This window comes from Pseudomonas sp. JUb42, assembly GCF_024807945.1.
In the GTDB taxonomy this organism is placed as follows: domain Bacteria; phylum Pseudomonadota; class Gammaproteobacteria; order Pseudomonadales; family Pseudomonadaceae; genus Aquipseudomonas.
In genome coordinates, this window is sequence record NZ_JANUFD010000004.1 from 29,587 (window position 1) to 53,186 (window position 23,600).

At 61.3% G+C, this 23,600-nt stretch carries 21 protein-coding genes; 15 read left to right on the forward strand and 6 right to left on the reverse strand.

Going from position 1 to position 23,600, the window contains the following annotated elements; translation table 11 throughout:
- Nucleotides 1-72: 72 nt before the first annotated feature.
- The 6 genes from M2401_RS09080 (at nucleotide 73) to M2401_RS09105 (ending at nucleotide 6,279) form a co-directional block, all read left to right on the forward strand.
- Nucleotides 73-3,036: a monovalent cation/H+ antiporter subunit A gene (locus M2401_RS09080; RefSeq protein ID WP_259101782.1), complete on the forward strand. Its 2,964-nt coding sequence runs from the start codon at nucleotides 73-75 to the stop codon at nucleotides 3,034-3,036.
- A 91-nt stretch (nucleotides 3,037-3,127) separates the two neighbouring features.
- On the forward strand, nucleotides 3,128-3,472 hold the full coding sequence (locus tag M2401_RS09085; RefSeq protein WP_259101785.1) for a Na+/H+ antiporter subunit C: 345 nt from the start codon (nucleotides 3,128-3,130) through the stop codon (nucleotides 3,470-3,472).
- Entirely contained in the window at nucleotides 3,469-5,139 is a 1,671-nt protein-coding gene (locus M2401_RS09090) for a monovalent cation/H+ antiporter subunit D (RefSeq protein ID WP_259101787.1), read from the forward strand. Before M2401_RS09085 ends, M2401_RS09090 begins: the two co-directional genes overlap by 4 nt.
- 2 nt (nucleotides 5,140-5,141) lie before the next feature.
- Complete coding sequence (locus M2401_RS09095; protein ID WP_259101790.1) at nucleotides 5,142-5,630, forward strand: Na+/H+ antiporter subunit E; 489 nt, start codon at nucleotides 5,142-5,144, stop codon at nucleotides 5,628-5,630.
- The gene (locus tag M2401_RS09100) at nucleotides 5,627-5,905 is read left to right on the forward strand and encodes a K+/H+ antiporter subunit F (RefSeq protein WP_259101793.1); all 279 of its coding nucleotides are present in this window, start codon (nucleotides 5,627-5,629) and stop codon (nucleotides 5,903-5,905) included. The genes M2401_RS09095 and M2401_RS09100 overlap by 4 nt, the downstream gene beginning before the upstream one ends.
- A complete protein-coding gene (locus M2401_RS09105; RefSeq protein WP_259101794.1) occupies nucleotides 5,902-6,279 on the forward strand; it encodes a Na+/H+ antiporter subunit G in 378 nt (125 codons plus the stop codon). Before M2401_RS09100 ends, M2401_RS09105 begins: the two co-directional genes overlap by 4 nt.
- A gap of 195 nt (nucleotides 6,280-6,474) precedes the next feature.
- Here M2401_RS09105 and pyrF read toward each other — a convergent pair whose 3' ends face one another.
- Nucleotides 6,475-7,173, reverse strand: coding sequence for an orotidine-5'-phosphate decarboxylase (gene pyrF / locus M2401_RS09110; protein WP_259101797.1), 699 nt, complete (start codon nucleotides 7,171-7,173; stop codon nucleotides 6,475-6,477).
- A gap of 422 nt (nucleotides 7,174-7,595) precedes the next feature.
- On the opposite strand from pyrF, the gene eat reads away from it, so the two are divergent.
- Together eat and M2401_RS09120 are read left to right on the forward strand one after the other, a co-directional pair.
- Complete coding sequence (gene eat / locus M2401_RS09115) at nucleotides 7,596-8,960, forward strand: ethanolamine permease (protein WP_259101799.1); 1,365 nt, start codon at nucleotides 7,596-7,598, stop codon at nucleotides 8,958-8,960.
- An 88-nt stretch (nucleotides 8,961-9,048) separates the two neighbouring features.
- Complete coding sequence (locus M2401_RS09120) at nucleotides 9,049-9,216, forward strand: DUF2897 family protein (RefSeq protein WP_259101801.1); 168 nt, start codon at nucleotides 9,049-9,051, stop codon at nucleotides 9,214-9,216.
- Between the two features lie 111 nt (nucleotides 9,217-9,327).
- Here M2401_RS09120 and M2401_RS09125 read toward each other — a convergent pair whose 3' ends face one another.
- Nucleotides 9,328-10,155, reverse strand: coding sequence for a substrate-binding periplasmic protein (locus M2401_RS09125; protein ID WP_409033899.1), 828 nt, complete (start codon nucleotides 10,153-10,155; stop codon nucleotides 9,328-9,330).
- Nucleotides 10,156-10,534: 379 nt separating this feature from the next.
- Between M2401_RS09125 and M2401_RS09130 the strand changes: the two genes are divergently transcribed.
- Entirely contained in the window at nucleotides 10,535-11,077 is a 543-nt protein-coding gene (locus M2401_RS09130) for an exonuclease domain-containing protein (RefSeq protein ID WP_259101804.1), read from the forward strand.
- An 88-nt stretch (nucleotides 11,078-11,165) separates the two neighbouring features.
- On the forward strand, nucleotides 11,166-11,447 hold the full coding sequence (locus tag M2401_RS09135) for a pyrimidine/purine nucleoside phosphorylase (protein WP_259101806.1): 282 nt from the start codon (nucleotides 11,166-11,168) through the stop codon (nucleotides 11,445-11,447).
- A gap of 176 nt (nucleotides 11,448-11,623) precedes the next feature.
- Here the strand turns inward: M2401_RS09135 and M2401_RS09140 are convergent, their stop codons facing one another.
- Nucleotides 11,624-13,399 (reverse strand): ABC transporter transmembrane domain-containing protein, encoded by a 1,776-nt coding sequence (locus M2401_RS09140; protein WP_259101809.1) that lies wholly within the window; start codon nucleotides 13,397-13,399, stop codon nucleotides 11,624-11,626.
- Between the two features lie 274 nt (nucleotides 13,400-13,673).
- Here M2401_RS09140 and M2401_RS09145 point away from each other — a divergent pair, with 274 nt between their 5' ends.
- The gene (locus M2401_RS09145) at nucleotides 13,674-13,850 is read left to right on the forward strand and encodes a PA1571 family protein (RefSeq protein WP_259101811.1); all 177 of its coding nucleotides are present in this window, start codon (nucleotides 13,674-13,676) and stop codon (nucleotides 13,848-13,850) included.
- Between the two features lie 178 nt (nucleotides 13,851-14,028).
- Here M2401_RS09145 and pdxB read toward each other — a convergent pair whose 3' ends face one another.
- From pdxB to rlmM, 3 genes are all read right to left on the reverse strand, one after another.
- Nucleotides 14,029-15,168: a 4-phosphoerythronate dehydrogenase PdxB gene (gene pdxB / locus M2401_RS09150; protein ID WP_259101813.1), complete on the reverse strand. Its 1,140-nt coding sequence runs from the start codon at nucleotides 15,166-15,168 to the stop codon at nucleotides 14,029-14,031.
- Between the two features lie 50 nt (nucleotides 15,169-15,218).
- Entirely contained in the window at nucleotides 15,219-15,473 is a 255-nt protein-coding gene (gene tusA / locus M2401_RS09155) for a sulfurtransferase TusA (protein ID WP_259101816.1), read from the reverse strand.
- A gap of 303 nt (nucleotides 15,474-15,776) precedes the next feature.
- A complete protein-coding gene (gene rlmM, locus M2401_RS09160; RefSeq protein WP_259101820.1) occupies nucleotides 15,777-16,841 on the reverse strand; it encodes a 23S rRNA (cytidine(2498)-2'-O)-methyltransferase RlmM in 1,065 nt (354 codons plus the stop codon).
- A gap of 182 nt (nucleotides 16,842-17,023) precedes the next feature.
- On the opposite strand from rlmM, the gene acnA reads away from it, so the two are divergent.
- The 4 genes from acnA (at nucleotide 17,024) to M2401_RS09180 (ending at nucleotide 23,599) form a co-directional block, all read left to right on the forward strand.
- Nucleotides 17,024-19,771 (forward strand): aconitate hydratase AcnA, encoded by a 2,748-nt coding sequence (gene acnA, locus M2401_RS09165; RefSeq protein ID WP_259101822.1) that lies wholly within the window; start codon nucleotides 17,024-17,026, stop codon nucleotides 19,769-19,771.
- Between the two features lie 262 nt (nucleotides 19,772-20,033).
- Nucleotides 20,034-20,822: a CPBP family intramembrane glutamic endopeptidase gene (locus tag M2401_RS09170; protein WP_259101825.1), complete on the forward strand. Its 789-nt coding sequence runs from the start codon at nucleotides 20,034-20,036 to the stop codon at nucleotides 20,820-20,822.
- A gap of 110 nt (nucleotides 20,823-20,932) precedes the next feature.
- Entirely contained in the window at nucleotides 20,933-22,498 is a 1,566-nt protein-coding gene (locus M2401_RS09175; protein WP_259101828.1) for a PAS domain-containing methyl-accepting chemotaxis protein, read from the forward strand.
- 597 nt (nucleotides 22,499-23,095) lie between these two features.
- A complete protein-coding gene (locus M2401_RS09180) occupies nucleotides 23,096-23,599 on the forward strand; it encodes a hypothetical protein (protein ID WP_259101831.1) in 504 nt (167 codons plus the stop codon).
- The last annotated feature ends 1 nt before the right edge of the window (nucleotide 23,600 follow it).

Genomic DNA, 23,600 nt, shown 5'->3' on the forward strand with positions numbered 1-23,600 from the left:
CGAGCCATGGCGTTGGGCTATCCACGCCATGGCACGTATGATTCTTGCCATTTCCCCGCAGACTAGAAGCCTATGTCCCTGATAGTTCTACTGCTTTTGCCATTTATTGGCAGCTGTCTGGCAGCCCTTTTGCCACACAATGCGCGTAATGCCGAATCCATCCTGGCCGGGGTGATTGCCCTGGTCGGCACCATTCAGATGGCCTTGTGGTATCCGCAAGTCGCCCACGGCGGCGTGCTCCGTGAAGAGTTTTTCTGGCTGCCGAGCCTGGGCCTGAATTTTGTCCTGCGCCTGGATGGCTTTGCCTGGCTGTTCTCGATGCTGGTACTGGGTATCGGCACCCTGGTCTCGCTGTACGCCCGCTACTACATGTCGCCGGACGATCCGGTGCCGCGTTTCTTCGCCTTTTTCCTCGCCTTCATGGGCGCCATGCTCGGCCTCGTGTTGTCCGGCAACCTGATCCAGATCGTATTTTTCTGGGAACTGACCAGCGTTTTCTCTTTCCTGCTGATCGGTTATTGGCACCACCGCTCCGATGCCCGCCGCGGCGCCTACATGGCGTTGATGGTCACCGGCGCAGGCGGCCTGGCGCTGCTGGTCGGAGTGATGCTGCTGGGCCATGTGGTCGGCAGCTACGATCTGGATCGAGTGCTGACCTCTGGCGAGGCGATTCGCAGTCACGCCCTGTATCCCCTTCTGCTGACCCTGATCCTGATCGGCGCGCTGAGCAAAAGCGCGCAATTCCCCTTCCAGTTCTGGCTGCCCCACGCCATGGCCGCGCCGACACCGGTCTCGGCCTATCTGCACTCGGCGACCATGGTCAAGGCCGGGGTATTCCTGCTGGCGCGCTTCTGGCCGGTGCTGTCCGGCAGTGAACAATGGTTCTGGATCGTCGGAGGCGCCGGGGCCTGTACCTTGTTGCTCGGGGCCTACTCGGCCATTTTCCAGAACGACCTCAAGGGCCTGCTCGCCTATTCCACCATCAGCCACCTGGGCCTGATCACCCTGCTGCTGGGCCTGAACAGCCCCCTGGCTGCTGTCGCGGCGGTGTTTCATATCCTCAACCATGCGACCTTCAAGGCGTCGCTGTTCATGGCCGCCGGGATCATCGACCATGAAAGTGGAACCCGGGATATCCGCCGTCTCAGCGGCCTGATCCGGCTGATGCCCTACACCGCGACCCTGGCCATGGTCGCCAGCGCCTCCATGGCCGGGGTGCCACTGCTCAACGGCTTCCTGTCCAAGGAGATGTTCTTCGCCGAAACCGTGTTCATCTCGGCCACCGCCTGGGTCGAAATCGCCCTGCCAATCATCGCGACAGTGGCCGGGACCTTCAGCGTCGCCTACTCCCTGCGCTTTACCGTAGACGTGTTCTTCGGCCTCAAGCCGAGCAACCTGCCCCACACGCCCCATGAGCCACCACGCTGGATGCGTGCGCCGGTGGAGCTGCTGGTATTGGTCTGCCTGATCGTCGGCATCTTCCCGGCGCAAGCGGTGGGGCCGCTGCTGGCCACCGCTGCGCAACCGGTAGTCGGCGGCACCCTGCCCGAGTACAGCCTGGCCATCTGGCATGGCTGGAACGCGCCGATGATCATGAGTCTGATCGCCATGGGCGGCGGCATCCTGCTATTCCTGCTGCTGCGCAGACCCATGAAGCGCGAACGCTTTGCCGGGCCGCCGCTGGTTTCACGCCTCAATGGCAAGCGCCTGTTCGAACGCAGCCTGGTGATCATGACGCGCCTGGCCCGGGGCTTCGAACGTCAGGTCACTACGCGCCGCCTGCAACCGCAGCTGTTCATGATGGTATTTGCCGCGCTCGTCGCCGGTTTCATTCCCATGTATTTCAGCGGTCTGACCTGGGGCGTGCGGCCGAAGATTCCCGGCTCCGGGGTGTTCGTCTGCCTGTGGTTGATCGCAATTGCCTGTGCTCTGGGTGCGGCCTGGCAAGGTAAGTATCACCGCCTGGCGGCCCTGATCATGGTCGGCGTGTGCGGCCTGATGACCTGCGTGACTTTCGTCTGGTTCTCCGCCCCGGATCTGGCCCTGACCCAACTGGTAGTGGAAGTGGTTACCACGGTGCTGATTCTGCTCGGCCTGCGTTGGCTGCCGCGACGCAACGAAGAGGTGGCACCAACGATCAGCAGCCGCCTCAATGCCCGCACCCGCCGCGTCCGCGACCTGGCGCTGTCGGCCCTGGTCGGCGGCGGCATGGCGCTGCTGTCCTACGCCATGCTGACCCGGGCCACGCCCAACATCATTTCTTCGTTCTACCTGAGCCGCGCCCTGCCCGAAGGTGGCGGCAGCAATGTGGTCAACGTGATGCTGGTGGACTTCCGCGGTTTCGATACCTTCGGCGAAGTCACCGTATTGGCAGCCGTGGCCCTGACCGTATTCGCCCTGCTGCGCCGCTTCCGCCCGCCCCGGGAGAGCATCGCCCTGCCTGCCCAGCAACGCCTGCTGGCCAAGGACGTGGTCACTGACCTGGTCAACCCGCGCAGCGCCAGCGATACCGCCCTGGGCTTCATGATGGTGCCCGCCGTATTGGTCCGCCTGCTGTTGCCGATTGCGTTGGTGGTGTCGATGTACCTGTTCATGCGCGGCCACAACCAGCCCGGCGGTGGCTTCGTCGCCGGGCTGGTGATGTCGGTGGCATTCATCCTGCAATACATGGTCGCCGGGACCCAATGGGTCGAGGCCCGGATGAGCCTGCGCCCGCTGCGCTGGATGGGCACCGGGCTGCTGTTCGCCCTGTTTACCGGCCTTGGCGCGATGCTGATGGGCTACCCGTTCCTGACCACCCACACCGCCCACCTGACCCTGCCGCTGCTGGGCGAGATTCACGTAGCGAGCGCGCTGTTCTTCGATATCGGCGTATATGCCGTGGTGGTGGGCTCGACCCTGTTGATCCTCACCGCTCTTGCTCACCAGTCGGTACGTAGCCATCGGCCGACGGCGCTGCCCAAGCCCATTGCGGCCAAGCCGGATGAACCCGGAACGCCTGGATCTCCCGTTGGAGCGAGGCTTGCCCGCGAATGAAACTTACCCGGAGCAACATAAAGATCGCGTCGTCAATTTCGCGGGCAAGCCTCGCTCCCACAGGCCCCAGCCAGAAAGTGAGGGATCTCTAATGGAAGAAGTCATCGCAATCGCCATCGGCGCCCTGGCCGCGTCCGGGGTCTGGCTGATCCTGCGCCCGCGGACTTTTCAGGTGGTAATGGGCCTGTGCCTGCTGTCCTACAGCGTCAACCTGTTTATTTTCAGCATGGGCAGCCTGTTTATCGGCCGTGAGCCGATCATCAAGGACGGCGTGCCGCAGAACCTGTTGCACTACACCGACCCGCTGCCCCAGGCACTGGTGCTCACCGCCATTGTCATCAGCTTCGCCATGACCGCGCTGTTCCTGGTCCTGCTGCTGGCGTCACGGGGGCTGACCGGCACCGACCATGTCGACGGCAAGGAGCCGCGCCAATGACGGGTATCGACTCACTGATCATCGCGCCGATCCTGCTGCCGCCCCTGACCGCGGCGATCATGCTCTGGCTCGGCGAGAAACACCGCACCCTCAAGGGCTGGCTGAATCTGGCTTCGACCCTGCTCGATCTGGTGATTGCCGTGGTGCTGTTCAGTTGGGTGCAACAGACCGGCAGCAGCGGCTCCTTCGGTATCTATCTGCCGGGCAACTGGCAGGCGCCCTACGGCATCGTGTTGGTGGTGGATCATCTGTCGGCGCTGATGCTGGTGCTGACCGGAATCATCGCCTTCTGCGCCCTGCTGTTTGCCCTGGCCCGCTGGCACGGCGCTGGGGCGAGCTTCCATGCGCTGTTCCAGATTCAGCTGATGGGCCTGTATGGCGCCTTCCTCACCGCCGACCTGTTCAACCTGTTCGTGTTCTTCGAGGTGCTGCTGGCGGCGTCTTATGGCCTGATGTTGCATGGTTCCGGCCGAGCGCGCGTATCGGCAGGCCTGCATTACATCGCCATTAACCTGCTGGCCTCGTCGCTGTTCCTGATCGGCGCCGCGCTGATCTACGGTGTGACCGGCACCCTCAACCTGGCCGACCTGGCGCTGAAGATCCCCCATGTGCCCGAAGCCGACCTGGGCCTGTTGCATGCCGGCGCGGCGATTCTCGCCGTGGCCTTCCTGGCCAAGGCCGGCATCTGGCCACTGAACTTCTGGCTGGTCCCGGCCTATTCGGCGGCCAGTGCGCCGGTGGCGGCGCTGTTCGCGATCATGACCAAGGTCGGCATCTACACCGTGCTGCGCCTGTGGACCCTGCTGTTCTCGGCCCAGGCCGGGGCCTCGGCGCTGTTTGGCGGTGACTGGCTGACCTACGCGGGCCTGGTCACGCTGTTTATTGCCGCCGTATCGATCATCGCCGCACAACGCCTGGAACGCATGGCCAGCCTGAGTATTCTGGTCTCGGCCGGGATCCTCGTGGCGGCCATCGGTTTCGCCCAGCCGAGCCTGACCGCCGGGGCATTGTTCTATCTGGTCAGCTCGACCCTGGCCTTGAGTGCCATGTTCCTCCTGGCCGAGCTGATCGAACGTTCACGCTCGGCCAACGAGATTGCCCTGGACGACGACGCCGACCTGCTGCCGCGCAACCTGGGCTCCCTGCATCCGCCCGTGGGCAGCAACCTCGATGACGAGCAGAAAGTCGTGGTCGGCAAGGTCATCCCGCGCACCATGGCGTTCCTCGGCCTGAGCTTTATTGCCTGTGCGCTGCTGATCATCGGCATGCCGCCGCTGTCGGGATTCATCGGCAAGCTGAGCCTGCTCAGCGCCCTGCTCAATCCCCTGGGCCTGGACGTCGCTCAGGATGAGCCGGTACGCGGCAGCAGTTGGGCATTGATCGGCCTGCTGATCTTCTCTGGCCTCGCATCGCTGCTGGCCTTCTCGCGCATCGGCATCCAGCGTTTCTGGACTCCGAGCGAACGACCCTCGCCGATCCTGCGCACCTACGAATGCCTGCCCGTGGTGATCCTGCTGGGCCTGTGCATTGCCCTGACCTTCAAGGCCGAACCGTTGTTGCACTACACCCGTGACACCGCCAATGCACTGCATGACCCGCAGCAGTACATTTTCTCGGTGATGGCCGCACGCCCGGTGCCCAATCCGTCGACGGCACAGGAGCCATAGCCATGAAGCGTCTGTTCCCCGCGCCGTGGCTGAGTGTGGCGCTGATCGTGCTGTGGCTGCTGCTCAACCTGTCCATGAGCCTGGGCAACTGGCTGCTGGCGATCCTGTTCGGCGTCCTCGCGCCGCTGCTGATGGCGCCCTTGCGGCCGTTGCCGGTACGCATCGGCAAGCCCATGACCATTGTGCGTCTGTTCCTGCAGGTGGGGCGCGACGTCGTGGTCTCCAACCTGCAGGTGTTTCGCCAGGTGTGGGCCGCCGGACGCAAGCCGCCCCGCTCGGCGTTCGTCAGGGTGCCTTTGGACTTGCGTGACGCCAATGGCCTGGCCGCCTTGTCGATGATTTGCACCGTGGTGCCCGGTACGGTCTGGGCGGAGCTGGCCCTGGATCGCAGCGTGCTGCTGATGCACGTATTCGATCTGGACGACGAAGCGGCTTTCATCGCGCACTTCAAGACCACCTATGAGCGACCGTTGCTGGAGATCTTTCAATGACCGCCCTGCTCGAAAACGCCATCCTGCTGAGCCTGTTCATCTTTGCCTTGGCGATGGTCCTGACCCTGATCCGCCTGTTCAAGGGGCCATCGGCACAGGATCGGGTCCTGGCTCTGGACTACCTGTATATCGTCGCCATGCTGATGATGCTGGTACTGGGCATCCGCTATGCCAGTGACACCTATTTCGAGGCGGCGCTGCTGATCGCCCTGTTCGGCTTTGTCGGCTCGTTCGCCCTGGCCAAATTCCTGCTGCGCGGCGAGGTGATCGAATGACGGCCCTGGAAACCCTGCCGCTATGGGTGCAGATCATCACCGCGGCGCTGGTATTGGCCAGTAGTGTGTTTGCCCTGACCGGAGCGGTGGGCCTGCTGCGTCTGCCGGATTTCTTCCAGCGCATGCACCCACCGGCCCTGGCGTCGACGATAGGCGCCTGGTGCGTGGCATTGGCCTCGATTGTGTTCTTCTCGGAACTCAAGTCGGCGCCGGTGCTGCATGCCTGGCTGATCCCGATCCTGCTGGCCATCACCCTGCCAGTGACCACCCTGCTGCTCGCGCGCACGGCACTGTTCCGCAAGCGCATGTCCGGGGACGATGTGCCGCCGGAGGTCAGCAGTCATGGAGGGAACGGGGATTCTGCGGGGGGGTGAGCGCAGGACATCCCCGGCAAGCGTGGAAGGGGATTGGGTGGCTACTTGGTGGGAGCGAATTCATTCGCGAAGAGGCCGTTACATCCGATAGATATTCGTCGCCTTCAATGCCGCCTTCGCGAATGAATTCGCTCCCACATTCACTACCACTCAATCCGCTCTAGCCCAATCGCCTGACAAGCATCTGCTCATGAGTCAAGCCAGCTCGGCAACCACAGCAGCCAGTGCCTTGGCCGGATCGGCCGCCTGACTGATCGGACGGCCGATTACCAGATAATCGGAACCGGCATCCAGCGCCTGACGCGGGGTCAGGATGCGGCGCTGATCGTCCTGGGCACTGCCCGCCGGGCGAATGCCGGGGGTGACCAGTTGCAGCGACGGGTGTGCCGCCTTGAGCGCCCAGGCTTCCAGGGCCGAGCAGACCAGCCCGTCCATACCGGCTTTTTCCGCCAGGGCGGCAAGACGCAGGACCTGCTCCTGGGGCTCGATATCCAGACCAATACCTGCCAGGTCTTCACGCTCCATGCTGGTCAGCACTGTCACGCCGATCAGCAAGGGCTTGGCACCGCTGCGCTGATCCAGCACATCACGGCAGGCCGCCATCATGCGCAGGCCACCGGAGCAATGCACGTTGACCATCCACACGCCCATTTCCGCCGCCGCCTTCACCGCCATGGCCGTGGTGTTGGGGATATCGTGGAATTTCAGGTCCAGAAACACCTCGAAGCCCTTGTCGCACAAGGTCTCCACAATTCCTGACGCACTGCTGGTAAACAGCTCCTTGCCGACTTTGACCCGGCACAGCTTCGGATCAAGTTGATCGGCCAGCTGCAGCGCGGCGTCACGGGTAGGGAAATCCAGGGCGACGATGATAGGAGTCTGGCAGACGGACATGGGCGGGGTCTCAGGCAGTCGAAATCGGCGCGCATTGTAGCTGAAGCTGGCGATGATCGGTAACCGTTCAGCATGGCAGGTATTCGCTTATCTACCATGTCTGAATTGGAATGAGATTTTTTGTGGGAGCGAATTCATTCGCGAATTGGCCCGTCAAACTCATTCATTTCTATAACCTGAAATACCGCTTTCGCGAATGAATTCGCTCCCACAGTTCTTTCCCGCAGCCCTGATTGAGATTCTCGTCTTAAAAACGCACCTGCGCCGGGCATGGCCCGCACCAATCATAGCCGCCGTGACGTCTCGTTAACGAGAACCGTTCTGCTTGCGACGACTTTTGAAACATTGCGACACATCCACTTGCCGCTGGCATGACCGATGCAATCGGCCCCCTGATGTCTCAAACTCTAGGGAGCAAGATCATGAGTACACAACTGAAACCTACGTTGGGCACCCTGCATTTGTGGGGGATTGCCGTTGGACTGGTGATCTCCGGCGAATACTTTGGCTGGAGTTATGGCTGGGGCGTGGCCGGGACCCTCGGTTTTCTGCTGACGTCCCTGATGGTCGCGGCGATGTACACCTGCTTCATCTTCAGCTTTACCGAACTGACCACCGCCATCCCCCATGCGGGCGGACCGTTTGCCTACAGCCGTCGCGCCTTCGGCGAAAAAGGCGGGCTGATCGCCGGGCTGGCGACGCTGATCGAGTTCGTCTTCGCGCCACCGGCCATTGCCCTGGCCATCGGCGCCTATCTCAACGTGCAATTCCCGGCCCTGGACCCACGACATGCGGCGGTCGGCGCCTATATCGTGTTCATGGCCCTGAATATCCTTGGCGTGCAACTGGCGGCCACCTTTGAACTGGTGGTATGCATCCTCGCGGTACTGGAACTGCTGGTATTCATGGGCGTGGTCGCCCCGGCGTTCAGCTTCAGCAACTTCGCCCTCAATGGCTGGGCCGGTTCCGATACCTTCAGCGCCCCGGCCATTGCCGGGATGTTTGCGGCCATCCCCTTTGCCATCTGGTTCTTCCTCGCCATCGAAGGCGCGGCCATGGCGGCTGAAGAAGCCAAGGATCCCAAGCGCACCATTCCCAAGGCCTATATCAGCGGCATCATTACCCTGGTCCTGCTGGCCCTGGGTGTGATGGTTTTCGCCGGTGGCGTAGGTGATTGGCGTACTCTGTCGAACATCAACGACCCGCTGCCCCAGGCCATGAAAACCGTCGTAGGCGAAAGCTCCGGCTGGCTGCACATGCTGGTGTGGATCGGTCTGTTCGGCCTGGTCGCCAGCTTCCACGGCATCATCCTCGGCTACTCGCGACAGTTTTTCGCCCTCGCCCGCGCCGGTTACCTGCCGGCGTCACTGGCCAAACTATCACGCTTCCAGACCCCGCACCGCGCCATTATCGCCGGCGGCATCATCGGCATCGCGGCGGTCTACAGCGACGGCCTGATCAACCTAGGCGGCCTGACCCTGACCGCGGCCATGATCACCATGGCGGTGTTCGGCGCCATCGTCATGTACATCATGAGCATGCTTAGCCTGTTCAAGCTGCGCAAGACCGAGCCCAACCTGGAGCGTACCTTCCGTGCTCCCGGCTACCCGATCGTGCCCGGCATTGCCCTGGTCCTGGCGGTGGTCTGCCTGATCGCCATGGCCTGGTTCAACGTGCTGATCGGCCTGATCTTCCTCGGATTCATGGTGGCGGGCTTCATCTACTTCAGCCTGACCGCACACTCCCGTGCTGCCGCGCCGAGCGACGCGATGCTCACTGGCCTGTAAGGATCGTACAAGAAGGGGCATACGGATCTAGACTTGAACCATTGGGCGCTGCAAAGGCTCAAACGGGTATCACAAGAAGGAGAACCCTATGCCCTGGTATGCCTGGTTAATACTGTTGGTTGCGATCGGCTCGATCGTCGGTGGCCTGATGATGCTCAGGGACTCGGCGAAGAAGCTGCCCCTCACCGAAGAACAGCTGAGGCGCGTGCATGAGCGCAACGCCGAAGCCGACGCGCAGGACGCGCGTAATCGTTAACCAACATCTGGAATGACACCTCTGTAGGAGCTGCCGAAGGCTGCGAAAGCGCTGTATCAGCCAGCCTCCATTGGCAGCCTTAGGCAGCTCCTACAGGTTGGCGCCTCAAAGTCAGAGCTTACTGACCCCCACCCCCGCCACCACCCCATTTGACGCCAGCGGCGTCACCGCTATGCGAAACGGCTGGAATATCTTCAGCATCTGGCCGTTGTCGCGCAGCTTCTTGAGCAAATCAGCAAACTGCGGCCCGGTAATGGCCGCATTCGGGCTCAGCAGCGCGTAATGGCGATAAACCTGATCAACGCGCTCCGAGGGCATCAACTGGCGAGCCTCGTCACGATTGCGCGCCATGAAATCACTGAGGTAGGAGCGCGTCACCAAAGCAATATCCGCCCGCCCGCGCAGTATCATCAGCAGATTGCTGTCGTGGGAATACGTCAGGCTGACATTGAAGTGATCGGCCAGGTACTTGGGGTCCGGATTGAACTGGGCAAACGCGTAATGATACCCGGCAAACAGCGCCAGGCGCTTGCCCTTCAGATCATTGAAGTAGCTCTGGTCGCGGCCCGGAGCCTTGCTGGCGACAAAGATCTCGGCGTCTTCCAGACCCATATCCACAGCAACGTGGGGAATGTCCTGCCAGCCCCATTCGGGATTCTCGAAGATGGCCATGTCGGTGCGGCCCTGCTCGAAATCGCGGAAACGTCGAGGAATCGAGGTTGGCACCAGGACAAACTTGTAATCGCTCTGAGCGGCATTCAGGGACTCGACCAGCTCCGGCAGCAGACCGGTGTCGGCACCCTTTTCCGGGCGAATCGTATAAGGCGGAAAATGCGCGGCCCCAATCCGCACAATCTGCTGGGCGCTGACCGGTAGCGCCAGCATTGTCACGGCAGCCAACAACACGCCCTTGAAGGCAGTCCGTACCGGCGAAAACATCAAGACTGCAACCTCCGTGGATTAGGGATACTGGCTAAGCTAGGAGGTTTCTGACGATTAAACAACTGGCAAATCAGCCCGCTGCGAGGCTTTTGTGAAGCGCCTCTTGACCTCGATGCTGGCATAAAGCCTTTTCGCCCAGCAGGGCCGGGATGAGAAGGCCTGCGCTATAAACCGCGCAGGCGAATCGCCTCTGAAAAATAATCCCAAAAAAGCACATATGTGCACAGTCCATACAGACAACACGACGAGACGGGCACTTGACGGCCTGATGCTTGTCCAGATGCCATTGCGGATAATCCCGACACTGCATCAGCGCACCGGGCAGAGCGGACTTTAAGTGTCTACGCTGCACTGAAACGCGAAAGAGGAGCTTGATATGCCGCACTGGCTGGTTATTGATCTGGAGGCGACCACCGAAGAAGGTGGCTGGCCCGTGGCTGAAATGGAAATCATTGAGATCGGCGCCACACTGGTCAATCAGGACGGACGCGAGCTGGACCACTTCGAACGCTTTGTCCGCCCGCAGCGGCGCCCTCTGCTGACTCACTTCTGTCGCGAGCTGACCCATATCAGCCAAGACAATATCGACACCGCTGCACCATTGGATACGGTATGGCCGCAGTTCGAGCGCTGGCTGGCTCATCATCAACCCAGGGTGATGGGCTGGGCCAGTTGGGGGGAATACGACAAGCACCAACTGGAAGAGCAATGGCGCCAGCACGAGCTGACCAGCGTGCTGACCGGCATGCCCTACGTCAACCTCAAGCAGCGCTTCGCCCAGGCCCGCCAACTGCAACGCGCGCCAGGCCTGAATGCCGCGTTGCAGCTGGCCGGAATGCAGTTCAGCGGGCAGCAGCACCGCGCCCTGGCCGACGCACGCAACACCGGGCGGTTACTGCCGTTGATCCTGCCGCGCTGAATAAGACTCACTTGCTTGAGGGGTGACGGTAACGGGTGCCTTGGGCATACTGGCCGCCTCTTTTTGCCCCTTGTCCGAGGAAATACCCATGTTCAAAGTCAACGAATACTTCGATGGCACCGTGAAATCCATCGCTTTCGCCCAGGCTGAAGGCGAAGCGACCATTGGTGTGATGGCAGCGGGCGAATACGAATTCGGCACAGCCAAGCGCGAAATCATGCATGTGATCTCGGGCGAACTGACCGTCAAGCTTCCAGACAGCAGCGACTGGGAAACCTTCAAGTCCGGCAGCCAGTTCAATGTGCCGGCCAACAGCAAGTTCCAGCTGAAAGTGCCTGTGGATACTGCTTACCTGTGTGAGTACCGCTAAGTTCTGAAGCCCCCGCACACCCGATAAAACATTCGATGCGGGAGCGAATTGTGGGAGCGAATTCATTCGCGAAGCGGCCATTACATCCGACGCATTTTTATCGTCTGAACACCGCCTTCGCGAATGAATTCGCTCCCACAGAATTCACTACCGCCCTGCTCCAATCTGTCGATTATTTACGACGCGCCATCCCGCGCATTGAACTGCAACGCCGCCAGCCGCGCATATAGCGGATTACTGGCGATCAGTTGCTGATGCGTGCCTACCGCCACCAGACGCCCCTGATCGATCACCGCAATGCGGTCGGCATTCTGCACGGTGGCCAGGCGGTGGGCGATGACCAGGGTCGTGCGGCCCTGCATCAGGCTCGGCAAGGCCTCCTGAATCAGATACTCACTCTGTGCATCCAGCGCGCTGGTGGCTTCGTCCAGCAGCAGGATCGGCGCATCCACTACCAGCGCCCTTGCAATCGCCAGCCGTTGACGCTGCCCGCCGGACAGGCCGAGGCCGCCGTCGCCCAGATGGGTCTTGTAGCCATCCGCCAGTTCCATGATGAACTCATGGGCATGGGCAATGCGCGCCGCCGCTTCGACCTGTTCGAAGGTCGCCGCCGGGTTGCCGTAACGGATGTTATCCTCGACGCTGCCGAAGAACAGCGCCGGGCTCTGGGAGACCAGGGCAAAACAGCGACGCAGGTCGAGAGGATCAAGACGCTGAATCGGCATGCCCTCGATCAGCACCTGACCCTGCTGCGGATCATAGAAACGCAGCAACAGATCAAACAGGGTCGACTTGCCGGCGCCTGAAGGCCCGACCAGGGCCAGGGTCTCGCCGGCATTGATAATCAGGCTCAGGGCATCGACGGCGTTGCGCTCGGGCCGTGACGGGTAGGCAAAGCTGACGCCCTGCAACTCCAGATTGCCACTGACCCGCTGCGGCAGGTTCAGCAGATCGCTGACCGGCGCATGAATTTCACTGCGCGCCTGCAACAGCTCACCAATGCGCTCAGCCGCACCGGCTGCCCGTTGCAGCTCGCCGAGGACCTCACTGAGGGTGCCGAAGGAGCTGCCGACGAGCAGGCTGTAGAACACGAATGCCGCCAGCTCGCCACTGGAGATGGTGCCCTCGATCACGTCCATGCCGCCGACCCAGAGCATTACCGCCACCGCCCCCAGCACCAATACGATCACCAGGGTAATCAGCCAGGAACGCTGCAAAATGCGTTTGCGCGCGGTCTCGAAGGCCTCCTCGGCAGTCACGGCGAAGCGTTGCTTGTCCTGCTGCTGGTGGTTGTAGGCCTGCACCGTCTTGATCTGGCCCAGGGCCTCGGCGACATAACTGCCGACATCAGCGACACGGTCCTGGCTCTGGCGCGACAGCGAGCGCACGCGACGGCCGAAAATCAGGATCGGCGCCACTACCAGGGGCAGCGCCACCACCACAATACTGGTCAACTTGGGATTGGTGATGAACAGCAGGATGATGCCGCCGATGACCATCAGCACGTTGCGCAGGAACATCGACAGCGACGAGCCGATTACCGACTGCAAGAGCGTAGTGTCGGCAGTCAGGCGCGACTGGATCTCGGAGCTGCGGTTGTTCTCATAGAAGCCCGGATGCAAATCGATCAGATGGTCGAAGACCTTCTTGCGCAAGTCTGCCACTACCCGTTCGCCAATCCACGACACCAGATAGAACCGCGAGAAGGTGCCAATGGCCAAGGCCACGACCAGCAACATGAACAGGCCGATGGATTCGTTGAGCATTTGCGGCGAGCGGGTCATGAAGCCGTGATCGACCATCAGTCGGATGCCCTGGCCCATGTACAGGGTGATGCCGGCAGTGACGATCAATGCCACCAGAGCCCCGAATGCCCGCCAGCGATAAGGCGCGAGAAACTGCGCCGCGAGACGGATTGCCTGACGCTGACGCCCGGAAAACACTGCGACCATGAAGCCTCCATCAGCCTGTGGCTGAACACGTGAGCGCCAGAGCCTACACCTAATCCCCGGTCACGTCGGCAACCGCAAGGATGAACTCTGCCGGACGAGACGAGTCAGGTTAGTAGTCAGGGTTTTAGATTGGATTGATCTAAGCCGACACTGGCAGCCAGTTACCGTTTCTGGTGGACTGGAGACGTACTTGAGGCACACGCGGATGTCATGGCGTGGTCATCAAGCAACAGTAGCTTGAGCACTACCTGATGAGCCGATGAGGAGAAAGACCATGAGCTTGCAAGACAGCCGTAATCAAGTCCAGGTCGTTCGAGCCAACCCTAACCTCCATGTAGGCGGGGCGGTACTCGACAAGGACGGGCGGGAAATCCTGATCACCGAAGAAATGGTTCAGGCCGCCTGCCAGGAATGCGACAAGCACTGGGTCAAACCGGAAAAACAAGATTGATGCGACAAAAAAAACACTTGAAACCCGACCCAGTTGTCGGGTTTTTCTTTTTGCGCAGACCGAATGATAAACACAGATTCGTTGGAGCGAGGCTCACCCGCGAACCTGACGATGCGGCGTATCAGGCACACCGCGTTACGCCCTTCGCGGGCAAGCCTCGCTCCAACGGTGCCCGTCGTTACACCAGGCTTGCACCCAAAGCGGTGACCAACTGCACCAACTGCGCAGCCTCCCCGTTGATCCGCACCGTCAGCCCATCGATCTCGCGACGCGGCGGGTAATGCTTGCGCAGGGCGTCAAAGGCCAGTGGCTGGCTGACTTCACCGACCAGGCTGCGGCGAAAATCGGCATCGTCGCGGCGCGGGTCGTAGACGCCGCGACACAGCATGTTCAAGGCCCAGGTCGGGTCAGTGCGGCTGTCCAGGGTGACTTCGGTGAGCCACGGCTGCGGCAACAGGTCGGCAAGCTTGATTGCTGCAGGCTGGCCAAGGAATGCACACAGCGCCTGATAGATCTGCGCAGTGCCGCGCTGGCGGCCGTCCAGGCTGTAACCGGCAATGTGCGGAGTGCCGATCACACACAGGTCGGCCAGCTCGGTATTGACCTTCGGCTCGCCCTCCCAGACATCCAGTACCGCTTGCAGGTCTTCGCGATCAAGCAGCACTTCGTGCAGCGCAGCGTTGTCCACCACCGGCCCGCGACTGGCGTTGATCAGCCAGCAACCCTGGCGCAATTGGCGCAGGCGAGCCGCATCGAACAAGTGCCAGGTCGGGTGTTCGCCGCCCTTGTCCAGGGGCGTGTGCAGGCTGATGGCGTCGCATTGCTCGATGATCTGCTCAAGGCTGACGAAATCGCCACCTTCGGCTGTCTGACGCACCGGGTCGCACACCAATACCTTCCAACCCAGCCCCTGCAGGACCTTGACCAGACGCCCGCCGACCTGACCGGCTCCGACCACGCCATAGGTGCGTGCAGCCAGGTCGGTGCCTTCGATCTCCGCCAGGGTCAGCAGGCTGCCCAGCACATAGTCCACCACGCCACGGGCGTTGCAGCCCGGAGCGCTGGACCACTGGATGCCCGCCTCGGCGAAATAATCCAGATCCAGATGATCGGTGCCGATGGTGCAGGTGCCGACAAAACGCACCGGGCTGCCTTCAAGCAGTTGCCGGGTCACCGGGGTGACCGACCGCACCAGCAGGATATCGGCCTCGGCCACCGCCGCGCGGTCGATGGAACGGCCCGGCAGACGATGGATATCGCCCAGATGACCGAAGAACGCATCGAGCAGCGGGATATTTTCGTCAGCAACGATTCGCATGGTGGAACTCCAGGCAGAGACAGATGCATAGCGCAGGGCGGATAACAGGATCAATCCTGCTTTTTGCGGATCCAGTACAGGAACGTGCCTTCCTGGGCCTGCTGCTCGACCAGCTCATGGCCGAGGAATACGCAGAACTTGGGAATATCGCGGCGGGTTGAGGGGTCGGTGGCAATGACCTTGAGCAGACCGCCCGCAGGCAGGTCGCGGACTTTCTGGTGCAGCATCATCACCGGCTCAGGACAGTTGAGGCCGCTGGCATCGAGGACAGCGTCCACGGCAAGACTTTCGATGGATTCAGGCATGAGGGACTCCAAAAACTGGCGGGTATTGTCGCTCAATTAACCCCTGCCAGCCACTGGAGGCACATTAGGGACGAATTGTGAGGCCTGCGCGCAGGCTGTGTGGGAGCGAATTCATTCGCGAAAGCGGTGTACCGGACGATGAAGATGCATCGGATGTACCGGCGTCTTCGCGAATGAATTCGCTCCCACTAGATTTGCTCCGTGCCCCGGTTAGTGTTTGCTGCGTGACAGCGCGGCGTCGTAGACGGGGCGGGATCTCCCACAAATTTTGCCTCTACAACATCCGCCGCCGCATATCTCACTTTATTTGCGCTTGATATCCAGGCGCCGCAAATGACAGGTCACTTCCTCGCGGTCGTGATACAGCTGCTTGCAACCAATGGAAACCTTGACCCCGCGCTCGCGAAAGCCGTCCTCGATGCGTTCGAGCAGGCGGCGCACTTCGGCGTAGCGCTGTTTCATCGGCAGTTTGAGGTTGACCACCGCCTCGCGGCACAGCCCTTCGCCCAGCCAGGTTTCCAGCAAGGCGGCGTTGCGCGCGGGTTTCTCGACGATATCGCAGACCATCCAGTCCACCGGCTGGCGGGGCTTGTAGGTAAAGCCGTCCGCCATCAGGTGCTGGACCAGACCGGTGTCCATCAGGCTTTCGGCCATCGGCCCATTGTCGATCGCGGTGACCAGCATGCCCCGGCGTACCAGTTGATAAGTCCAGCCGCCCGGCGCGGCACCGAGGTCGACGCCGGTCATATCGCTGGACAGGCGCTCGTCCCACTGGTCACGGGGAATGAAGTGGTGCCAGGCCTCTTCCAGCTTCAGGGTCGAGCGGCTCGGTGCCTCGCGGGGGAACTTCAGGCGCGGGATGCCCATGGGCCACATGGCTGAGTTACCGGCATCGGCCATACCGAGGAAAACCTCGCGGCCACTCTTGAAGGTCAACAGCAGGCGCGGCTTGCGCGGGTCTTCCTGCAATTTGCCAGCCTGGGTCAGGGCCTTGCGCAACGGCGCCTCGAACTTCTTGCAGAAGGTCGACAGTTCCTTGCCGTCGTTGGTGTCCACCACTTCCAGCCACAGACTGCCGCACACCGGAAAATCAGCCATCTGCGCCAAAATCACGCTGATACGGTCGGTCTCCGGCAGGTCGACGAACAGACCGCGCGCCCATTGCCGAGGAAAGATCAGCTCGGCGAAGCGCTGACCCTGCATCAGGCGCTCGGCACCGTCCGGCTCGGTGCAGATGAATTCGGCACAGGCGCTGTTCGGTTTGGCCTTGGCATAACCGGCGACATTCAGGCGAGCGGCGTGTTCAGCGATTTCCGAGCAGACCTCCCCCTCGAAACCAGGCCGGCAATGCATCAACAGGGTGTTCATGGGCAACTCCAAAAACCAGGTGGCCGGGGCGTCACCCCACAGACTTCAAAGGCGCGCATGATAGCCGAATCAGGAACCACTGGCGCTGCCAAGCGGTCCAGTGCATAGAACCAGCCTGTAAATGCCGTCATTTGGCGACTCATCCAGTCCGTAACCGTGCGGACCGTTCGGGAGTTATTTTCATGTCTTCGCTCGATAGCCTGAAAAGCCTCAAGACCCTGCAAGTCGATAACAAGACCTACCACTACTTCAGCCTGCCTGACGCCGCCCGCAGCCTGGGCGACCTGGACAAGCTGCCCATGTCCCTGAAAGTGCTGTTGGAAAACCTGCTGCGCTGGGAGGACGGCAAGACCGTCACCGGCGACGACCTCAAGGCCCTGGCCGCCTGGCTTGGCACACGCAGCTCGGACCGGGAGATTCAATACCGTCCGGCGCGGGTATTGATGCAGGACTTTACCGGCGTGCCGGCGGTGGTCGACCTGGCCGCCATGCGCGCCGCCGTGGCAAAGGCCGGTGGCGACCCGCAGCGGATCAATCCGCTGTCGCCAGTGGACCTGGTCATCGACCACTCGGTCATGGTCGACAAGTTCGGCAATGCCGAGGCCTTTGCCGAGAACGTCGATATCGAAATGCAGCGTAACGGCGAGCGCTACGCCTTTCTGCGCTGGGGCCAAAGTGCCTTCGACAACTTCAGCGTGGTACCGCCGGGCACCGGCATCTGCCATCAGGTCAACCTGGAATACCTCGGTCGCACGGTCTGGACCAAGGACGAAGACGGCCGTACCTATGCCTTCCCCGACACCCTGGTCGGCACCGACTCCCACACCACCATGATCAACGGCCTCGGCGTACTCGGCTGGGGCGTGGGCGGCATCGAGGCGGAAGCGGCGATGCTCGGCCAGCCGGTATCGATGCTGATCCCGGAAGTGATCGGCTTCAAACTGACCGGCAAGCTCAAGGAAGGAATCACTGCTACTGACCTGGTGCTGACGGTCACGCAAATGTTGCGCAAGAAAGGCGTGGTCGGCAAATTCGTCGAGTTCTATGGTGACGGCCTCGCCGACCTGCCCCTGGCTGACCGCGCGACCCTGGCCAATATGGCCCCGGAATACGGCGCGACCTGCGGGTTTTTCCCGGTGGACGATGTGACACTGGACTACCTGCGCCTGTCCGGGCGTCCGACTGAAACCGTCAAGCTGGTCGAAGCCTACTGCAAGGCCCAGGGGCTGTGGCGCCTGCCGGGCTCGGAGCCTGCCTTCAGCGACAGCCTGGAACTGGACATGGACCAGGTCGTCGCCAGCCTCGCCGGGCCGAAACGCCCGCAGGACCGCGTCGCCCTGCCTGCCGTGCCGCAGGCCTTCACCGACTTCCTCGGCCTGCAACTGGCGCCGCCCAAACATGCGGAAAGCCGCCTGGAAAGCGAGGGCGGCGGTGGCGTTGCGGTCGGTAATGCCGATCAGGTCACGGGCGAAGCCGACTACGAATATGAAGGCCATACCTATCGCCTGAAAAACGGCGCCGTGGTCATCGCCGCGATCACTTCCTGCACCAATACGTCCAACCCCAGCGTGATGATGGCGGCAGGTCTGGTGGCGAAGAAGGCCGTGGAGAAAGGCCTGCAACGCAAGCCGTGGGTAAAAAGCTCCCTGGCGCCAGGCTCCAAGGTTGTCACCGACTACTACCTCGCCGCCGGGCTGACGCAATACCTCGACGCCCTGGGCTTCGATCTGGTCGGCTACGGCTGCACCACTTGTATTGGTAACTCCGGGCCGCTGCCGGAGCCCATCGAGAAAGCCATCCAGACCTCCGACCTGACCGTGGCCTCGGTGCTGTCCGGTAACCGCAACTTCGAAGGCCGCGTGCACCCACTGGTCAAGACCAACTGGCTGGCCTCGCCGCCCCTGGTGGTGGCCTACGCCCTGGCAGGCAGTGTGCGCATCGATTTGAGCAGTGAACCTTTGGGCACCGGCTCCGACGGCCAGCCGGTGTATCTGCGCGATATCTGGCCGACCCAGAAAGAAATCGCCGCCGCCGTGGAGCAGGTCAATACCGGCATGTTCCACAAGGAATACGCCGAAGTCTTTGCTGGCGACGCCCAATGGCAGGCCATTGAAGTGCCTCAGGCCGCGACCTACGTCTGGCAGGATGACTCCACCTATATCCAGCATCCACCCTTCTTCGAAGATATCGGTGGGCCGTTGCCGGTCATCGAAGACATCGGCGGCGCACGGATTCTTGCCCTGCTCGGCGACTCCGTGACCACCGACCACATCTCTCCGGCCGGCAATATCAAGGCCGACAGCCCGGCAGGCCGCTACCTGCGTCAGCAAGGCGTGGAGCCTCGGGACTTCAACTCCTATGGCTCGCGCCGGGGCAATCATCAAGTGATGATGCGCGGCACTTTTGCCAATATCCGCATCCGCAACGAGATGCTGGGTGGCGAGGAAGGCGGTTTTACTCTGCATGTGCCGACCGACGAAAAGCTGCCGATCTACGATGCTGCCATGCGCTATCAGAGCGAAGGCACGCCATTGGTGGTGATCGCAGGGCAAGAATACGGCACCGGCTCCAGCCGCGACTGGGCCGCCAAGGGCACCAACCTGCTGGGGGTCAAGGCGGTACTGGCCGAAAGCTTCGAACGCATCCACCGCTCCAATCTGGTGGGCATGGGCGTACTGCCGTTGCAATTCAAAAATGGTCAGAGCCGCAAGACCCTCAAGCTCAGCGGCAAGGAAACCCTGAATATCAGCGGCCTGAGCAACGCCGACCTGCAACCGGGGATGAGCCTGAGCCTGGAAATCGTCCGCGAAGACGGCAGCCGGGAAAGCCTCGATGTGCTGTGCCGGATCGACACGCTCAATGAAGTGGAATACTTCAAGGCGGGAGGGATTCTGCACTATGTGCTGCGGCAGTTGATCAAGCAGGGGTAAAGGCCAGCATCCTGTGGGAGCGAATTCATTCGCGAAAGCTGCATTCCAGGCAACAGATATCTAGCGGATGTCATGGCCTATTCGCGAATGAATTCGCTCCCACAATTCGCTCATAGCATGTGCTTCCCCCTGCCAAGGGTTTGTTTTGTAAAAGTTGCGTGTACCGCAACTTTGCGTAACACCTACACCCAAAGTAGCACCCCTCCAGTCACCATTCAGGGCTAAACTGCGCTCCGCCGTGAATGGCGCTCTGGAGTTTGTCTTGCCTGTTATCCGCTGGACCGCTTTCGTTTTACTCGCCCTGGGCTACGGCCTGGCCTTGGCCTACGGTCAATTGCAACCCTGGGCAGTTCTCGCTTTTGCCTTGCTCGCCGTGGCGGTTATCTGCATCCGCCCCACGCAGCCCAATCATGTCCGCTGGCTCGGTCACGGCCTGTTTGTCGTGCTGGCCATCGCCCTGGCGGCCCACTGGCTGCCCGGTTTTGCCAACGCCCGGGTGATAACGGCGATGCGTCTGAGCCCTGAGGCCGCGCCGTTCACAATGAACCTCAACCTCGACAAACCGCTGATCGGCTTCTGGCTGCTGCTGGCCTGCCCCTGGGTGGCGAAGGGCGTCTGCGACGCACGCACGCTGCGAATCACGTTAACCACGCTCGCACTGACCACCGTAGCCTGCATGACGCTGGCGATGTTCTTGGGGGTCGTTATCTGGTCGCCAAAATGGCCGGATACAGCGGCACTATGGCTGGCAAACAACCTGCTTTTGGTAAGCCTGACGGAAGAGCTGCTGTTTCGTGGCTATATTCAAGGCGGCTTGCAACGTTTACTCAAAGGGATCGCACAGGGCGACACCCTGGCCCTGGGGTGCGCTGCGGCACTGTTCGGGCTGGCCCACATTGGAGGTGGATGGCAATGGATGTTCCTCGCGACATTGGCCGGTGTCGGCTACGGCGTGGCTTATCGATGGGGCGGCCTCCCGGCGGCAGTCCTCACTCATTTCGGCCTGAATCTGGCGCATTTCGGCCTGTTCAGCTACCCGATGCTGGAGTGAACGGCCCTTGCACTCAAACGAGTGTGCAGTGATCGTCACCCACCCTTCGTCTCAATTTATCGACATCGCTGCCGATAACTCTCGAAAGCCTATGCGGATCTAATCAGCTCATGCGCAATAACCAGCCTGTCACTCAACGCGAACGCACCTTTGCGGCGCAACAGCGATTGATCTCCACCACCAATGCCAAAGGGGTGGTCACTTACTGCAACGAAGCATTCGTCGAAATCAGCGGTTTTACCCGTGAAGAGCTGCTCAACGCGCCCCATAACATCGTGCGCCATCCCGACGTGCCGCCGGCTGTGTTCGAACACATGTGGACCACCCTCAAACAGGGGCAACCCTGGATGGGCATCGTCAAGAATCGTTGCAAAAACGGCGACCATTACTGGGTCAACGCCTACGTCACACCGATGTACGAGAACAGCCAGGTCGTCGGTTTCGAATCGGTGCGGGTCAAGCCGACCGCCGAGCAGATCAAGCGTGCCGAAGCGTTGTATGAACGCATCAACAAGGGCAAGTCGGCCATCCCGAGCCGGGACAAGTGGCTGCCGGTGCTGCAGGACTGGCTGCCCTTCATCATGGTCAGCCAGATCAGCTTCCTGATTGGGGTGTGGCTCAACTCGCATTGGGGCTTTGTGTTGGCTGCAGCGGTTTCCGTGCCGCTCGGGCTGCTCGGGCTGAGCTGGCAACAGCGCGGAATCAAGCGTCTGCTGCGCCTGGCCGAACAAACCACGTCCGACCCGCTGATTGCACAGATGTACACCGACAGCCGTGGCCCTCAGGCGCGCCTGGAAATGTCCATCCTCAGTCAGCAAGCCCGCCTGAAAACCTGCCTGACCCGCTTGCAGGACACTGCCGAGCAACTCAACGGCCAGGCACGCACCTCAAACTCCCTGGCCAATGCCAGCTCCAGCGGCCTGGAGCGTCAGCGCGTCGAGACCGAACAGGTCGCCACGGCCATCAATCAGATGGCCGCGACCACCCAGGAAGTCGCCAATCACGTCCAGCGCACCGCTGACGCCACGCAACAGGCCAATGAGCTGACCCGTCGCGGCCGTGACATTGCCGGCGAGACCCGCGAAGCCATTCAACGCCTGTCGACATCCGTGGGCGAGACCGGCCTGACAGTGACCCAACTGGCCAAGGACAGTGACGAAATCGGTGGCGTGGTCGATGTGATCAAGGGCATTGCCGACCAGACCAACCTGCTGGCCCTCAACGCCGCCATCGAAGCGGCACGGGCCGGGGAAATGGGCCGTGGCTTTGCCGTGGTTGCCGATGAGGTCCGCCAACTGGCGCAGCGCACCACCGAATCCACCGGGCAAATCCATGGCCTGATCGCCAAGCTGCAACAGACCGCCAACAACGCCGTGCAAACCATGAACTCCGGCCATCGTCAGGCCGAAGAAGGCGTTGCCCGGGTACTGGAAGCCGACCAGGCGCTGATCGGCATCAGCGAGGCGGTGGCCAACATCACCGACATGACCACCCAGATCGCTGCCGCCACCGAGGAGCAAAGCGCCGTGGCCGACGAGATCAGCCGCAATATCGCCACCATCTCGCAACTGGCCGACCAGACCGCAGACGAAGCACAACGCTCGGCCAAACTCAGCGGTGAGCTTACCGATACGGCCAACACCCAGTACTCGCTGGTGGAGCGTTTTAACCGATAGGTTGGAGGGCCCCTGCCATGCGCAGGGGCTTGCTTCAATCTCACTTGTCGTGGGGAGCCGCCTGGGTGGCGAACGAGTGCGTGCGCTCGCTGCGCCACCGCTCTCGCAGCCAGCCAGCTCCGACAGAGCTCATTCTAAAAACAGCGGTCCAAACCATTGCTTATATTCATATGGTCAAGACTTCCCAACAGGCCCACACATTTGAATGACAGACTTATATATTAATGCTGAGTGTATTTTCTGATATCTGAGTAGGCAATTTCCTAGGACGCCTTACTGTCGCCAATAACGACTTATTTATGACTAATCTCCTACAGGCTTCCTACAGAAAAGCCGCCCCTCCTGGCAAAAATCCCTCACGCCGCTGATCGACACATCCCTCGCCACACGGGCGATACAGACCATTTACAACGTAAACCTGCATCTACCAGGCAATAACTTGCAACAACCACTGTTGCCTTTTTGAACACTATCCCGGTACAACCCCTCAAACTTGACGCACCTGCCAATTACCACCTGTAATGTTTGTCGCCAAATAAAACGGTGAACATCAGTAGTTAACTATTTATTGCCCAATGGTTAATACAGGAGCCGATGATGAACGTACACGACCAAGACAGCCCCTCAGGCCACTCAGTTGAACAACACGACATATCCCGCGACGACACCTCAGGAAACCCGCCCATCCTTCCTGCAAAGGACCACGGCGTCCCCGAGCCCCATCGACCCTGGGTACAAGACATCTCCAACACGCTGCAAGCCCCGCGACTGCCCAACCTCAACCCGCAAAACATCAGCCATGCCCAGGCCTGGGCCGGTATCTGCATCCATATCCCCGGTTCGCCGCGGATGGCCGAGGGCGACACCATCGTCTTCCACTGGGGCCTGAACCGTTCCTCGACCCGCATCATGCACGCCGTCGGCATGACCGCCACCGTGCGCGTGCTGTGCATCGCCTACAGCTTTGTCAGCCATATCCAGTACGGCCTGGTCGATGTGTATTTCGAGGTCTTTCGCCGCGGCAAGAAGATCGGCACATCGCCGGCAACACGGGTCATCGTCCAGCGCGACCCGGCACACCAGCGCGACACCGAGAGCTGAA